Annotated in this window: 11 protein-coding genes and 2 pseudogenes; 10 read left to right on the forward strand and 3 right to left on the reverse strand. The window is 59.4% G+C overall.

Annotated elements, in window-relative coordinates; translation table 11 throughout:
• Positions 1–77: 77 nt before the first annotated feature.
• From pilW to PVE98_RS04795, 10 genes and pseudogenes are all read left to right on the forward strand, one after another.
• On the forward strand, positions 78–809 hold the full coding sequence (gene pilW / locus PVE98_RS04750; RefSeq protein WP_096073620.1) for a type IV pilus biogenesis/stability protein PilW: 732 nt from the start codon (positions 78–80) through the stop codon (positions 807–809).
• Complete coding sequence (gene rodZ, locus PVE98_RS04755) at positions 799–1,800, forward strand: cytoskeleton protein RodZ (protein ID WP_033753914.1); 1,002 nt, start codon at positions 799–801, stop codon at positions 1,798–1,800. The genes pilW and rodZ overlap by 11 nt, the downstream gene beginning before the upstream one ends.
• Before the next feature lie 37 nt (positions 1,801–1,837).
• On the forward strand, positions 1,838–2,959 hold the full coding sequence (ispG, locus tag PVE98_RS04760) for a flavodoxin-dependent (E)-4-hydroxy-3-methylbut-2-enyl-diphosphate synthase (RefSeq protein WP_033753912.1): 1,122 nt from the start codon (positions 1,838–1,840) through the stop codon (positions 2,957–2,959).
• 101 nt (positions 2,960–3,060) lie between these two features.
• Positions 3,061–4,335, forward strand: coding sequence for a histidine--tRNA ligase (gene hisS / locus PVE98_RS04765; protein WP_033791828.1), 1,275 nt, complete (start codon positions 3,061–3,063; stop codon positions 4,333–4,335).
• 39 nt (positions 4,336–4,374) lie between these two features.
• Positions 4,375–4,992, forward strand: a complete 618-nt coding sequence (locus PVE98_RS04770; protein WP_096073619.1) for a YfgM family protein — start codon at positions 4,375–4,377, stop codon at positions 4,990–4,992.
• A gap of 19 nt (positions 4,993–5,011) precedes the next feature.
• Positions 5,012–6,193, forward strand: a complete 1,182-nt coding sequence (gene bamB / locus PVE98_RS04775; RefSeq protein ID WP_033753901.1) for an outer membrane protein assembly factor BamB — start codon at positions 5,012–5,014, stop codon at positions 6,191–6,193.
• Positions 6,194–6,357: 164 nt separating this feature from the next.
• Positions 6,358–7,848: a ribosome biogenesis GTPase Der gene (gene der, locus PVE98_RS04780; protein ID WP_033753898.1), complete on the forward strand. Its 1,491-nt coding sequence runs from the start codon at positions 6,358–6,360 to the stop codon at positions 7,846–7,848.
• Between the two features lie 385 nt (positions 7,849–8,233).
• Positions 8,234–10,666 (forward strand): glucose/quinate/shikimate family membrane-bound PQQ-dependent dehydrogenase, encoded by a 2,433-nt coding sequence (locus PVE98_RS04785; protein WP_096073618.1) that lies wholly within the window; start codon positions 8,234–8,236, stop codon positions 10,664–10,666.
• A 320-nt stretch (positions 10,667–10,986) separates the two neighbouring features.
• A pseudogene (locus tag PVE98_RS04790) lies at positions 10,987–11,082 on the forward strand (Hok/Gef family protein); the annotation flags it as partial.
• Positions 11,040–11,141, forward strand: a pseudogene (locus PVE98_RS04795) (hypothetical protein); the annotation flags it as partial. The pseudogenes PVE98_RS04790 and PVE98_RS04795, both read left to right, overlap by 43 nt.
• A gap of 101 nt (positions 11,142–11,242) precedes the next feature.
• On the opposite strand, the gene PVE98_RS04800 reads toward PVE98_RS04795, so the two are convergent.
• The 3 genes from PVE98_RS04800 to xseA are packed head-to-tail and all read right to left on the reverse strand — an operon-like array spanning position 11,243 to position 14,018.
• Positions 11,243–11,587 carry a protealysin inhibitor emfourin gene (locus PVE98_RS04800; RefSeq protein ID WP_033753890.1) on the reverse strand — a complete coding sequence of 115 codons (345 nt, stop codon included), beginning with the start codon at positions 11,585–11,587 and terminating at the stop codon, positions 11,243–11,245.
• Positions 11,584–12,597 carry a M4 family metallopeptidase gene (locus PVE98_RS04805; protein WP_033753888.1) on the reverse strand — a complete coding sequence of 338 codons (1,014 nt, stop codon included), beginning with the start codon at positions 12,595–12,597 and terminating at the stop codon, positions 11,584–11,586. The genes PVE98_RS04800 and PVE98_RS04805 overlap by 4 nt, the downstream gene beginning before the upstream one ends.
• 47 nt (positions 12,598–12,644) lie before the next feature.
• Positions 12,645–14,018, reverse strand: coding sequence for an exodeoxyribonuclease VII large subunit (xseA, locus tag PVE98_RS04810; protein WP_033753886.1), 1,374 nt, complete (start codon positions 14,016–14,018; stop codon positions 12,645–12,647).
• Between the last annotated feature and the right edge of the window lie 66 nt (positions 14,019–14,084).

A 14,084-nucleotide genomic window follows, 5' to 3' on the forward strand; every position in this document is an offset into this window, starting at 1 on the left:
GAACAGATCGTTTTGACCGGGTCGCGACGCGTGGCAGGCTGCTGCCACGCAATCTCTCTTGCGACCAGGAGAACGAAATGGGTAAAGGATTACCGGCCAGCCTGCTGGCCCTGATTGTTGTAACCGGGTGTGTCAGCCAGCAGCCGCATTCCGGCGCGGCGGAAACGCGTCTGGCGCTGGGAATGCACTATCTGGCGGCGGAGGATTACGCCAACGCGCGCCGCAACTTCCAGCGGGCACAGGCCGCCGCGCCCCGCGACTATCGAATGGCCCTGGCGCTGGCGCGACTGGCGGAGAAACAGGGCCGTCGCGATGAGGCGGCGCGCAGCTACCAACAGGCGCAGCGGCTGGCGCCGGCAAATGGCTTTGTCGCTAACAATTACGGTGCGTTTCTCTGCGCTTTAGGGCAGTATGACGAAGCGCATCAACAGTTTAAGCAGGCGATGAGCGCATCGGAAAATGAAGCGCGCATCGATGCGTGGGAACTGTCGGGATATTGCTATCTTCAGGCAGACGAGACGCTGGCCGCGCGAGCAGCGCTGAGTCGGGCGCTGGAGGCGGATCACGCGAAAGGCGACGCTCTGCTGGACGAGGCGGAAAAACAACGTCTCCTCTCTCCGGCGCGTGCTCTACTGTTAATAGAGCTTTATCAGCAATATCTGCCTGCTACGGCGCGCAGCTTAGAGTTACAGATACGTTTCGCCGCGCAACAGGGAAACGCTGCTGACGTTACACGTTATGGCGACCGGTTGGCGCGAAGTTTTCCACAATCGATACAGTACCAGCGTTATTTAGCTAATGAATACTGAAGCCACTCAAGACAACTCTGCAGTACATTCCACAGGCGAACGCCTGCGTCTGGCCCGTGAGCAAATGGGGCTGACTCAGCAAAACGTGGCTGAACGCCTGTGCCTGAAACTTACGACCGTACGCGATATCGAAGAGGACAAAGCGCCTGCCGATCTGGCGTCGACCTTTTTGCGTGGATACATTCGCTCCTATGCGCGTCTGGTGCACATTCCTGAAGAGGAGCTGCTGCCGATGATGGCGAAGCAGACCCCGGTGCGTGCGGCCAAAATCGAACCGATGCAGCACTTCTCGCTGGGCAAACGCCGCAAGAAACGCGACGGCTGGCTGATGATTTTCACCTGGCTGGTGCTCTTCGTGGTGGTAGGCCTGACCGGCGCCTGGTGGTGGCAAAACCATAAGGCGTCGCAGGAGGATCTGGTCTCGATGGCCGATCAAAACGGCAGCAGCGGCGACGCGAGCCAGTCTATTCCGCTCGACGGCGGCGCCAGCGACGAGACGGCGGCGCCTGCCGCGCCGGACGAAACCAACGGCGCGGACGCCAGCGCGGCGGCGCCAGCCGCCAGCCAGCCTTCCAGCACCGCGCCCGCGCAGAGCGCTGCTAACAACGCGGCGCCGGCCGCCACTGCGGCGAACAGCGCCGTGGTGTCGCCGAGCCAGGCACCGGTCGATAACGCGGCCAGCCCGTCGGCCACAGCCGGTCAGCTGCCGACCAGCGGCGCTGCCGTTGGCGAAGCGGCCGCCGATCCTAATACCGTGGTCATGAACTTCAACGCCGACTGCTGGCTGGAAGTGAGCGACGCGACCGGTAAAAAACTCTTCAGCGGAATGCAACGCAGCGGTGGTAAACTCAGCCTTTCCGGCACTGCGCCCTATCGCCTGAAAATCGGCGCACCTTCGGCGGTGCAGGTGCAATATCAGAACCAGCCGGTTGATTTAAGTCGTTTTATCCGTAATAACCAGGTTGCTCGCCTGACGTTGGGTGCGCAATAACGCTGCATCGCGCCCGGGGCAATTGTGGAGAAAGAATATGCATAACGAAGCACCCATTATCCGTCGTAAATCGACCCGGATTTATGTCGGCAAGGTGCCTGTCGGCGACGGCGCGCCTATCGCCGTCCAGTCGATGACCAATACCCGCACAACCGACGTAGACGCGACGGTCAATCAGATCAAGGCGCTTGAGCGCGTCGGCGTCGATATCGTCCGCGTCTCCGTGCCGACCATGGATGCCGCCGAAGCCTTTAAGCTCATCAAGCAGCGCGTCAACGTGCCGCTGGTGGCGGATATCCATTTTGACTACCGCATCGCGCTGAAAGTCGCCGAATATGGCGTCGACTGCCTGCGTATCAACCCAGGCAACATCGGCAATAACGAACGTATCCGCCAGGTGGTGGACTGCGCGCGCGACCACAATATTCCGATCCGTATCGGCGTAAATGCCGGTTCGCTGGAAAAAGATCTGCAGGAAAAGTACGGCGAGCCGACGCCGCAGGCGCTGCTGGAGTCGGCAATGCGCCACGTCGATCATCTCGATCGCCTCAACTTCGATCAGTTCAAGGTGAGCGTAAAAGCGTCAGACGTCTTCCTGGCCGTCGAATCTTACCGCCTGCTGGCGAAGCAGATTGACCAGCCGCTGCACCTCGGCATAACCGAGGCGGGCGGCGCGCGCGCGGGCGCGGTGAAATCGGCCATCGGTCTGGGGCTGCTGCTCTCAGAAGGGATCGGCGATACGCTGCGTATTTCGCTGGCGGCCGATCCGATCGAAGAGGTGAAGGTCGGCTTCGACATCCTGAAGTCGCTGCGCATTCGCGCGCGCGGCATCAACTTCATCGCCTGCCCGACCTGTTCGCGTCAGGAGTTCGACGTTATCGGCACGGTTAACGCGCTTGAACAGCGGCTGGAAGATATCATCACGCCAATGGACGTCTCGATTATCGGCTGCGTGGTGAACGGTCCTGGCGAAGCGACGGTATCGACGCTGGGCGTCACCGGCGGCAACAAGAAAAGCGGCTTCTATGAAGATGGCGTGCGCCAGCGCGATCGTCTTGATAACGACGATATGATCGATCAGCTGGAAGCGCGCATCCGCGCCAAAGCGACCATGCTGGACGAAAATCGTCGCATCAACGTTCAGCAGCTGGAAAACTAAGCGTCGGCGCGCGCAGCGCGACTTTGTTCAATGAACCTGTGCGGTTTCATCCTCATAAGGTATGATGCCGGACAGGTTTTTTTGCATTAAGAGATTTTAACGTGGCGAAGAATATTCAAGCTATCCGCGGCATGAACGATTACCTGCCGGCGGATACGGCTATCTGGCAACGCATCGAAGGTACGCTCAAGCAGGTGCTGGCCAGCTACGGCTATAGCGAAATTCGCATGCCGATCGTCGAGCAGACTCCGCTGTTTAAACGCGCCATCGGCGAAGTAACCGATGTGGTCGAAAAAGAGATGTACACCTTTGACGACCGTAACGGCGAAAGCCTGACGCTGCGTCCCGAAGGCACCGCAGGCTGCGTGCGCGCCGGCATTGAACATGGCCTGCTCTACAATCAGGAGCAGCGTTTGTGGTATATGGGACCGATGTTCCGCTACGAGCGTCCGCAGAAGGGCCGCTATCGTCAGTTCCACCAGCTGGGCGCCGAGGTGTTCGGCCTGCAGGGCCCGGACGTGGACGCCGAGCTGATTATGCTGACCGCTCGCTGGTGGAAAGCGCTGGGCATCGCCGACCATGTGCGTCTGGAGCTCAACTCCATCGGTTCGCTGGAGGCGCGCGCCAACTATCGCGAAGCGCTGGTGGCCTTCCTTGAGCAGCACAAAGAGACGCTGGACGAAGACAGCAAGCGCCGCATGTACACCAACCCGCTGCGCGTGCTCGACAGCAAAAATCCCGAGGTGCAGACGCTGCTTAACGACGCGCCGCAGCTGATGGATCATCTCGACGACGAATCGCGCGAACATTTTCAGGGATTGTGCGCCCTGCTGGACGACGCGGGCATCGCCTATCGCGTCAATCAGCGTCTGGTGCGCGGCCTCGACTACTACAACCGCACCGTTTTCGAATGGGTGACCGAGAGCCTCGGCGCGCAGGGCACGGTGTGCGGCGGCGGCCGTTATGACGGCCTGGTCGAACAGCTGGGCGGCCGCGCCACGCCGGCGGTCGGTTTCGCCATGGGTCTGGAGCGTCTGGTGCTGCTGGTTCAGGCGGTTAATCCTGAATTTGAACCGACGCGCGTTGTTGATGTCTATGTTATCGCTTCGGGGCAGGGCGTTCAGTCCGCTGCGATGCAGCTGGCGGAAAAACTGCGTGACGAAGCGCCGGAACTGAAGCTGATGACCAACTTCGGCGGCGGCAACTTCAAGAAGCAGTTTGCACGCGCCGACAAGTGGGGCGCTCGCGTCGCGCTGGTGGTAGGCGAAGACGAAGTGAAAGCCGGTCAGGTAGTGATTAAAGATCTGCGCAGCGGCGATCAGCAAACGCTGGCGCAGACAGAGGCTGCTGCTGCATTGCGCACGCTGTTAAAGTAAGCGTGGCACGGCACCAACCAGAGAAAGGAGAGGGATCGCGTGGAAGTTTATAGCAACGAAAACGAGCAGGTTGACGCGGTACGTCGCTTTTTTGCCAGCAACGGCAAGGCGCTGGCGGTCGGCGTGATTATCGGTATTGCCGCACTCGGCGGCTGGCGCTACTGGGCCAGTCACGAAGAGGGCTCGTCGAAAGCGCTTTCGGCCCAGTATCAGCAAGTGACCACCGCCATGAAAGCCGAGCAGCCAGCCACGCTGGATGCGGTAGCGAAATTCGTCAGCGAAAACAGCAATACCTACGGCGCGCTGGCGGCGATGGACGCGGCGAAGCAATATGTCGACGCCAACCAGCTTGATAAAGCGTCTTCCCTGCTGGAAAACGGTCTGAAGAATACCAAAGATGCCAATCTGCAGGCGGTTATCAACCTGCGGCTGGCGCGCATTCAACTGCAACAGAATCAGGCGGATGCCGCCCTTAAAACCCTTGACGCTGTCAAGGGCGATGGCTGGACAGCCATTGTGGCGGATATTCGCGGCGAAGCGCTGCTGAGCAAAGGCGACAAGCAGGGCGCGCGCGATGCGTGGAGCAAAGGCGTCGAGTCAGACGCTTCTCCAGCGCTGAAGCAAATGATGCAGATGAAGATGAATAACTTAAGCTAAGCCAGTCAAGAGAGAGCGCATGGAATTACGTAAATACCTGCTGCCAGGACTGATTTCAGTCACTTTGCTCAGCGGTTGTTCGCTGTTCAGCGGCGAAGAAGATGTAGTGAAAATGGCCCCGCTGCCAAAGGTGGAAAACCAGTTTAATCCCCAGGAAGTGTGGAGCACGTCGGTCGGTGACGGCATTGGCGATTTCTACTCTAACCTGCATCCGGCATGGCAGGATAATACCGTATTTGCGGCGGATCGTTTCGGCGTAGTAAAAGCGCTGGACGCCTCCAACGGCAAAGAAAAATGGAAAGTCGATCTCTCTGAGAAAACCGGCTTCTTCTCGAAAAACATCTCGGCTCTGCTCTCCGGCGGCGTGACCGCGGCGGGCGATCACCTCTATATCGGCAGCGAGCGCGGTCAGCTGTTCGCCTTGAACAGCAGCGACGGCAGTATCGCCTGGCAGACCAAAGTCGCCGGCGAAGCGCTGTCGCGTCCGGTGGTGAGCGACGGCCTGGTGCTGGTGCATACCAGCAACGGCATGCTGCAGGGCCTGGATCAAAGCAGCGGCGCGGTGAAGTGGAGCGTTAACCTCGACATGCCTGCGCTGTCGCTGCGCGGCGAATCTGCGCCAGCGACCGCGTTCGGCGGCGCGATTGTCGGCGGCGATAACGGCCGCGTCAGCGCGGTGATTATGAATCAGGGCCAGCTTATCTGGCAGCAGCGTATCTCTCAGCCGAGCGGCGCGACCGAAATCGATCGCCTGAACGACGTCGATACGACGCCGGTTATCGTCAACGGCGTGGTTTACGCGCTGGCGTATAACGGCAACCTGACCGCGCTCGATCTGCGCTCCGGCCAGATCCTGTGGAAGCGTGAAATCGGCGGCGTGAAAGATCTGATCGTCGATGCCGGCCGCATCTATCTGGTGGATCAGGATGACCGCGTGATCGCGCTGAATGCCGACGGCGGCGTCGCCATCTGGCGTCAGAGCGATCTGCTGCACCGCAACCTGACGGCGCCGGTGCTCTATAACGGCTATCTGGTGGTCGGCGACAGCGAGGGCTATCTGCACTGGCTCAATACCTCGGACGGTCGTTTCGTGGCGCAGCAGAAAGTCGACAGCGATGGCTTCCAGAGCGAGCCGGTCGTCGCCAGCGATAAGCTGATCATTCAGGCCAAAGGCGGCGAGGTTTACGCGATTACGCGTTAACGCGCCACCGGAATTTGCCTTCCGTATAACGGCTCCTGACGCGTCAGGAGCCGTTTCGTTTTTAGTCAGGCATGATATTCTTAGCGCCTTCAGCCTGAACCCGGCGGTTAAAACCGTTATAATCACGCCATTCGGGCGATTAATTTTTTTATTGAGGCACTGTTATGATACCTGTGGTCGCGCTGGTTGGGCGTCCCAATGTGGGGAAATCCACGCTGTTTAACCGCTTAACGCGCACTCGTGATGCGCTGGTGGCGGATTTTCCTGGACTGACACGCGATCGCAAATATGGTCGCGCCGAAGTGGAAGGGCGCGAATTTATTGTTATTGATACCGGCGGTATCGACGGCACTGAAGAGGGCGTCGAAACGCGTATGGCTGAACAGTCGCTGCTGGCGATTGAAGAGGCGGACGTGGTGCTGTTTATGGTGGATGCGCGCGCGGGCGTCATGCCGGCAGACAAGCAGATCGCTAACCATATTCGCTCGCGCCAGAAACCGACGTTCCTGGTGGCGAACAAAACCGACGGCCTCGATCCCGATTCAGCGGTTGTCGACTTCTACTCGCTGGGTCTGGGTGAGATCCATGCTATCGCGGCATCGCACGGTCGCGGCGTAACCAGCCTGCTGGAAACCGCTTTGCTGCCGTGGATGGACGAAGTCGATCCGCGCGAAGTGACGGAAGAGGACGAGAACGAAGCCTACTGGGCGGCGCTGGCGGCGAAAGAGAGCGGCGAAGCGCCGGAAGAAGAGGAAGAAGAGGCGTTCGATCCCACCGGCCTGCCGATTAAGCTGGCTATCGTCGGTCGTCCTAACGTCGGCAAATCCACGTTGACCAACCGTATTCTCGGCGAAGATCGCGTTGTGGTTTACGATATGCCGGGCACCACGCGCGACAGCATCTACATTCCGATGCAGCGTGACGACCGCGAATATATCCTGATTGATACCGCGGGCGTGCGTAAGCGCGGCAAAATCACCGATACGGTGGAAAAATTCTCGGTCATTAAAACCCTGCAGGCGATTGAAGACGCCAACGTCGTATTGCTGGTGATCGACGCGCGCGAAGGCATCTCCGATCAGGATCTGTCGCTGCTCGGCTTTATCCTCAACAGCGGTCGTTCGCTGGTGATCGTGGTGAACAAGTGGGACGGACTGACGCAGGAGATCAAGGACGAGGTCAAAGAGACGCTGGACTATCGTCTCGGCTTTATCGACTTTGCTCGCGTACACTTTATCTCTGCGCTGCACGGCAGCGGCGTTGGCAACCTGTTTGAATCGGTTACCGAAGCCTACGACTGCTCGACCAAACGCGTTAACACCTCTATGCTGACGCGCATCATGAACATGGCCGCCGAAGATCATCAGCCGCCGCTGGTGCGTGGTCGCCGCGTGAAGCTGAAGTATGCGCATGCCGGCGGTTACAACCCGCCGATCGTGGTGATCCACGGTAACCAGGTGAAAGATTTGCCTGACTCTTACAAGCGCTATCTGATGAACTACTTCCGTCGTTCGCTTAACGTGATGGGCACGCCGATCCGTATTCAGTTCAAAGAGGGCGATAACCCCTTTGCGGGCAAGCGCAACTTGCTGACGCCGACGCAGCAGCGCAAGCGTAAGCGTCTGCTTTCGCATCTGAAGAAGAACAAGCGTTAAACCAAAGGGACCGAAAGGTCCCTTTGTTGTTTTCGGGAACGGCAAACAGGCGGCGCGTCGTTAACACATATGGTTTAACGGCAGGCCTGCACCAGAGCGCGTGAAAATTGAGCCGCTTAACGCTGAGTTTGTAGCAAAAATGCTATTGTCGCGTGTACTGCACGTTATAGATGTTCACCTCATAATGTACCAGGTGGTACAATCCTGCCCCGTATTGCGACGGGAGCGTCCACACCTCATTGTCTCCTTGTTCACAATGCCTGCATCCCGGACACAGGTCCGTACCATTACGAATTAAAATAAAGCGATATCCGACGCATCAGACGTCGTCACGCTTCAGAAGGCTGAGGCGCGGTGGCTTTATTTTTCCAGGAGAGTAAGTGTTATGGCTGAAACATCCTCCCGATCCGGCAAAGGATTGGGTATCTGGTCGATTTTGCTGGGGCTGGTGCTGCTGGCGATCGGCCTGTTCTTTGCAATTGGCGGCGGCAAGCTGGTCTCGCTGGGCGGCAGCTGGTATTTCCTGATTGCAGGCATTGTGATGCTGCTGTCGGCGATCCAGTTCTTCCGCCGCAAGTCCTCAGCCGTCGTGATGTTTATTGTGGTTTTCGTCGGCACGCTGATTTGGGCGCTGGCGGATGCGGGCTGGTCCTTCTGGCCGCTGGTATCGCGCCTGATGGTGCCGTCGGGCCTGATGCTGCTGGCGTTTCTCACCTGGCCTGCGCTGCGCAAGCGCGAAGGTAAATCCTCGCTGGCGAAGGTCTCTTACGTGCTGTCAGCGGTGATCGCCGTCGGCATGGTCGGCACGCTGGTGCAGATGTTCCAGCCGCATCCCACCGTGGCCTTCACCGGCAAAGCGCTGCCGCTGATCCCGGTCGATAAGAGCAAACCGCAGCAGGACTGGAATAACTATGGCCGCACGCCGGGCGGCGACCGTTTTGCCGCTATCGATCAGATCACGCGCGATAACGTAAAAGATCTCAAAGTAGCCTGGACCTTCCACACTGGCGATACGCCGATCAGCCCGACCGGCAACGGGGCGGAAGATCAGCAAACGCCGCTGCAGATTGGCAACACGCTCTATCTCTGTACGCCGCACAACAACGTGATTGCGGTAGAAGCGGACAGCGGCAAGCAGATTTGGAAACGCGAAATCAACGCGAAAGCGGAAGTCTGGCCGCGCTGCCGCGGCCTGGCCTACTTTGACGCCACCAAACCGCTGACTCAGCCGAGCAAACCTGGCTCGACGCCGGTACCGGCAGTTAGCCTGGCGGCAGGCGATACCTGCCAGCGTCGTATTCTGATGAACACCATCGATGCGCGTCTGATCGCGATTAACGCCGACAACGGCGAGTTCTGCGAAAACTTCGGCGACCATGGCGTGGTTAACCTGAAAGAGGGGCTGGGCGAAGCGCAGGATCCGAAATATCAGCTGACGTCAGCGCCGACGCTGGCAGGCACCACGGTAGTCGTGGGCGGTCGCGTCGCGGATAATGTCCAGACAGATATGCCGGGCGGCGTGCTGCGCGGTTTCGATGTGATCACCGGCAAGCAGCGCTGGGCGTTTGACCCAGGCAATGTCGATCCGAACGCCGTGCTGATGCCGGGCCAGGATTACAAACGCAGCACCCCGAACTCCTGGGCGCCGATGTCATACGATCCGGCGATGAACACGGTATTCATCCCGATGGGCAGCTCCTCGGTGGATCTGTGGGGCGCGAACCGCACCGAACTGGACCATAAATATGGCGCCTCCGTTCTGGCGCTGGATGCGACCACGGGCAAAGAGAAGTGGGTCTACCAGACCGTTCATAACGATCTGTGGGACTTCGATCTGCCGATGCAGCCGAGCCTGGTCGATTTCCCGATGAAAGACGGCACCACCAAACCAGCGGTGGTTATCGGCGGGAAAACCGGCATGATTTTCGTGCTGGATCGCGAAACCGGCAAGCCGCTGACGAAAGTCGAAGAGCTGCCGATGCCGCAGGGCCATATCCCGAACGAGCAGTACACCAAAACGCAGCCGCATTCGACCGAGATGCCGCAGATCGGCAACCAGACGCTGACCGAGTCGGACATGTGGGGCGCGACGCCGTTCGATCAGCTGGCGTGCCGCATCGCCTTTAAATCGATGCGCTACAACGGCTTGTTCACCGTGCCGGATACCGATAAGTCGCTCAGCTTCCCGGGTTCCCTCGGCGGTATGAACTGGGGCAGTATGTCGTTCGATCCGAACAACCAGTACATGTTCGTCAACGATATGCGTCTCGGCCTGTGGGTGCAGATGATCCCGGCAGATACCAGTAAAATCTCTCGCGGCAGCAACGGCGGCGAAGCGATCAATACCGGCATGGGCGCGGTGCCGCTGAAAGGCACGCCATACGCGGTCAACAAAAACCGCTTTATGTCGCCGCTGGGCATTCCTTGTCAGGCGCCGCCGTTCGGCACGCTGTCGGCGATCGATATGAAGACGCGTAAAATCGTCTGGCAGGTACCGGTCGGCACCGTGCAGGATACCGGTCCGTTCGGTATTAAAATGCACGCGCAGATGCCGATCGGCATGCCGACGCTGGGCGGTACGCTGGCAACGCAGGGCGGACTGGTGTTTATCGCCGGTACGCAGGACTACTATCTGCGCGCCTTCGACAGCTCTACGGGTAAAGAGGTATGGAAAGCCCGTCTGCCGGTGGGTAGCCAGGGCGGTCCGATCAGCTATGTTTCACCGAAAAACGGTAAACAGTACATTCTGATCTCCGCAGGCGGCGCGCGTCAGTCGCCGGATCGCGGCGATTACGTGATTGCCTACGCGCTGCCGTAACGGCAAAGCGTCATTAACAAAACCCTGCGCTCCGGCGTGGGGTTTTTTATTTGGCGCGCAATAAAGTGTAAGCGTGGCGGCAATTGCAAAAGCGTATGGGAAGCGGGTCGCTAAGTGGCGGCGTGCCGGTTGGGCAGGAAAGAGAAGAGGTTATAATCGCGACGGCGCTTGAGGTTTCTGCCTTGAGCGATCGGCAAGCTGATTGTGAGGCAGAAAAGAGAAAGCCCCGTAGTTAATTTTCATTAACCCACGAGGCTGCCCAACTGTCCCAACAACAGCAGGGTAGCCTCTTACCGCGCTCTGCGCAAGGAGGAGTGACCATGAAATTGCCACAGCTAACGCTGGTTTTTTGCGTATTACTGGTGTGTCTCACACTTTTAATCTTTACCTGGCTGACGCGGAAATCGCTGTGCGAAATCCGCTACCGGGACAACCAGCGCGAGGTGGCTGCTTCGATGGCTTACGAATCTGGTAAGTAGCAACCGGAAGGCGGGGAATGATCCCCGCCTTTACCGGCTGTTGGCTGGACAGGCCTGAAGCGCCTTCATAAGGCCGCCATCTCTGTGGCGGCCTTTTTTATTGCGCCGGATCGTCGCCGTCTCGCCAGAGCGCTTCCAGCTCCGGCGGCGCGACCTGCTCCGGAATTAGCAAAACGATAGTGCCGACTTCGCGGTGCGTGGCGTAGCTGATCTGTATGCGGAAGTAGCGCTGATCGCTACGCCCGATCTCCGGCGCTTTATCTTCAGGTTCGCCCAGCGGCAGCGCCTGTTCCAGAACCTGACAGACGCGCTGCTTTTGCGGCTGCGGCAGCTGAGCCAGCGCGAAACGCCGCGCGCCGCGCAGGCCGGGAATAAAGGCCAGTCCGCCTTCGCGCTCGACTTCAATCACCGCGTCGTCGGTCAGCTCGGGAAGAGAACTCATAGCACGCCAACCTCCTTCCACGCCTGTTCGATCGACTGCGCCACTGAACGATTAAAGCGGCTTTCGCCGTGCTGAATGGTCAGCTGCGCGAAGGTGCTAAAATCGGCGTCCTGCGGCAGCGATTTGTCGCACACCGTATCGTACCAGGCCTGACCCGCCTGCTCCCAGGCATAGCCGCCCAGCGCTTTCGCCGCCAGGTAAAAGGCGCGGTTGGGTATGCCGGAATTCAGATGCACGCCGCCGTTGTCTTCACGCGTCTTAATATAGTGATCCATATGCGCAGGTTGCGGATCCTTGCCCAGCATCGGATCGTCATAGGCGGTGCCCGGCTCCGCCATCGAGCGCAGCCCGCGTCCGTTAATACCGCTCGCCAGCAGACCTTCGCCGATAATCCAGTCGGCCTGGTCCGCGCTCTGCTTCAGATGGAACTGCTTCACCAGTGAGCCGAAGACGTCTGACAGCGACTCGTTTAGCGCGCCCGCCTGCTCGAAATAGATTAATCCGGCTTCTGTCTCGGTAACGCCGTGCGCCAGCTCGTGCGCCACTACGTCGATGGCGATAGTAAAGCGATTAAAGATTTCGCCGTCGCCGTCGCCGAACACCATCTGCTGTCCGTTCCAGAAGGCGTTTTGATACGCCTTGCCGTAGTGGACGGTGCCGAGTAGCTTTAGCCCCTGATTGTCGAGGGAGTTGCGCTGATAGGTTTGCCAGAAGAAGTCGTAGGTTACGCCAAGATAATCCCAGGCTTCTCGGGCGGCGACATCGCCAGTGTCAGGCTGACCTTCGCTGCGTAGCAGCTCGCCTGGCAGGTTCTGGGTGTTTTTCGCATCGTAGATTTCACGCTCGACATGACCGCCCGTCGCCGTCTGCGGCGCAACCGGCTTTTGCCAGTTCTCCGCCATCAGATGCTGAACGTGCATCAGCGTACGGCGCGCATAGTCCTGTTGATGACTGGAACCGTGGGTGACGATGTTACGCAAGATATAGGGAGGAATAACGCTATAAGACATACCCGACTCCTTGGCACAAGTAATGTGCCAAAAAGTATAGTCTTTGTTCAGGAAGCGGTTTTACGGCGGCGTTTTTTTTCCGGCAGCAGGCTGGTCACCTGGCTTTCCACCCAGCCGTCGTCGAGACGGGTGCGCAGGGTATCGCCGCTCTGCAGCTGGGCGGTTTTTTTCACCACCTGGCCGGTGCTATCGGTAGTGACGCTGAAGCCGCGCGCCAGCGTCGCCAGCGGGCTGACGCCTTCCAGCTGCGCGGCAAGGGTCGCAAAGCGCTGTCTGTCACGGTTAAGCATCTTTTCCATGCTCTGCTGCAGGCGATAGCGCATCTGTTCCAGCTGGCGCTGCGCCTGAAACAGACGCGGCTGCGGCTGGTGCGCGGCGAGCCGCTGCGCGAGACGATCCTGCTGCCGCAGGCTCTGACGCAGCCGGTTTTCCACTGCCTCGTTCAACCGCTGTTGCAGGCGGAACAGGGCGGTCTGCTGGCGCGCCAGGCGGAGCTGCGGATGCTGCTGTTGCAGGCGATGATCGAGACGGGAGAAGCGGCGTTGTTGCTGCGCCAGATAGTAATCCATCGCCATTTCCAGGCGTTGTTGCTGTGAGAGCAACTGTCGCAGCAGTTCCGTCTGATTTCTGCTCACAATTTCAGCAGCGGCGGACGGCGTCGGCGCGCGCAGGTCGGCGACGAAATCGGCGATAGTAACGTCGGTTTCATGGCCGACGGCGCTCACCACCGGAATACGGCTGGCGAAAATAGCGCGCGCGACGCGCTCTTCGTTGAAGCTCCAGAGATCTTCCAGCGAGCCGCCGCCGCGGCCGACGATCAGCACGTCGCACTCTGCGCGCTGGTTCGCCAGCTCAATCGCGCGCACGATAGCGGCCGGCGCGTCGGCGCCCTGGACCGGCGTAGGATAGATAATCACCGGCAGCGAAGGATCGCGGCGGTGCAGCACGCGCAGCACGTCATGCAGCGCCGCGCCGGTCGCCGAGGTGATCACGCCGACCTGTTTCGCTGGCTCGGGCAGCGGCTGTTTATGCTGCTGGTCGAACAGGCCTTCGCTCGCCAGCTTCGCCTTCAGCAGCTCGAACTGCTGCTGCAGCGCGCCTTCGCCCGCCGGATGCATGCTTTCGATAATCAGCTGATAGTCGCCGCGCGGCTCATAAAGCGTAATGGTGGCGCGCACCAGAATCTGCTGGCCGTGCTGCGGACGGAAGGTGACGCGGCGGTTGCTGTTACGAAACATCGCGCAGCGCACCTGCGCGCCGTCATCCTTCAGCGTGAAGTACCAGTGGCCCGACGCGGGCTGAGAAAAGTTGGAGATCTCCGCGCTCAGCCACACCGATCCCATCTCCTGCTCCAGGAGCTGGCGCACCGTGGTGTTCAGGCGGCTGACGGTAAAAACATTGGCGACTGGCGGTAGCGACATGTGATGGAGATCAAATAGTAAATCAGAGGGTTAATTAACCGATACTACATGGCTGCTGGCGAGGAT

The sequence above is a fragment of the Pantoea sp. GABEPS69 genome (genome assembly GCF_045780835.1).
Lineage (GTDB): Bacteria > Pseudomonadota > Gammaproteobacteria > Enterobacterales > Enterobacteriaceae > Pantoea > Pantoea septica.

Bases quoted from the DNA above. Each gene is read 5' to 3' on its own strand.
- pilW (WP_096073620.1), top strand. From the start codon at position 78: ATGGGTAAAGGATTACCGGCCAGCCTGCTGGCCCTGATTGTTGTAACC.
- rodZ (WP_033753914.1), top strand. From the start codon at position 799: ATGAATACTGAAGCCACTCAAGACAACTCTGCAGTACATTCCACAGGC.
- ispG (WP_033753912.1), top strand. From the start codon at position 1,838: ATGCATAACGAAGCACCCATTATCCGTCGTAAATCGACCCGGATTTAT.
- bamB (WP_033753901.1), top strand. From the start codon at position 5,012: ATGGAATTACGTAAATACCTGCTGCCAGGACTGATTTCAGTCACTTTG.
- der (WP_033753898.1), top strand. From the start codon at position 6,358: ATGATACCTGTGGTCGCGCTGGTTGGGCGTCCCAATGTGGGGAAATCC.
- PVE98_RS04785 (WP_096073618.1), top strand. From the start codon at position 8,234: ATGGCTGAAACATCCTCCCGATCCGGCAAAGGATTGGGTATCTGGTCG.
- PVE98_RS04800 (WP_033753890.1), bottom strand. From the start codon at position 11,587: ATGAGTTCTCTTCCCGAGCTGACCGACGACGCGGTGATTGAAGTCGAG.
- PVE98_RS04805 (WP_033753888.1), bottom strand. From the start codon at position 12,597: ATGTCTTATAGCGTTATTCCTCCCTATATCTTGCGTAACATCGTCACC.
- xseA (WP_033753886.1), bottom strand. From the start codon at position 14,018: ATGTCGCTACCGCCAGTCGCCAATGTTTTTACCGTCAGCCGCCTGAAC.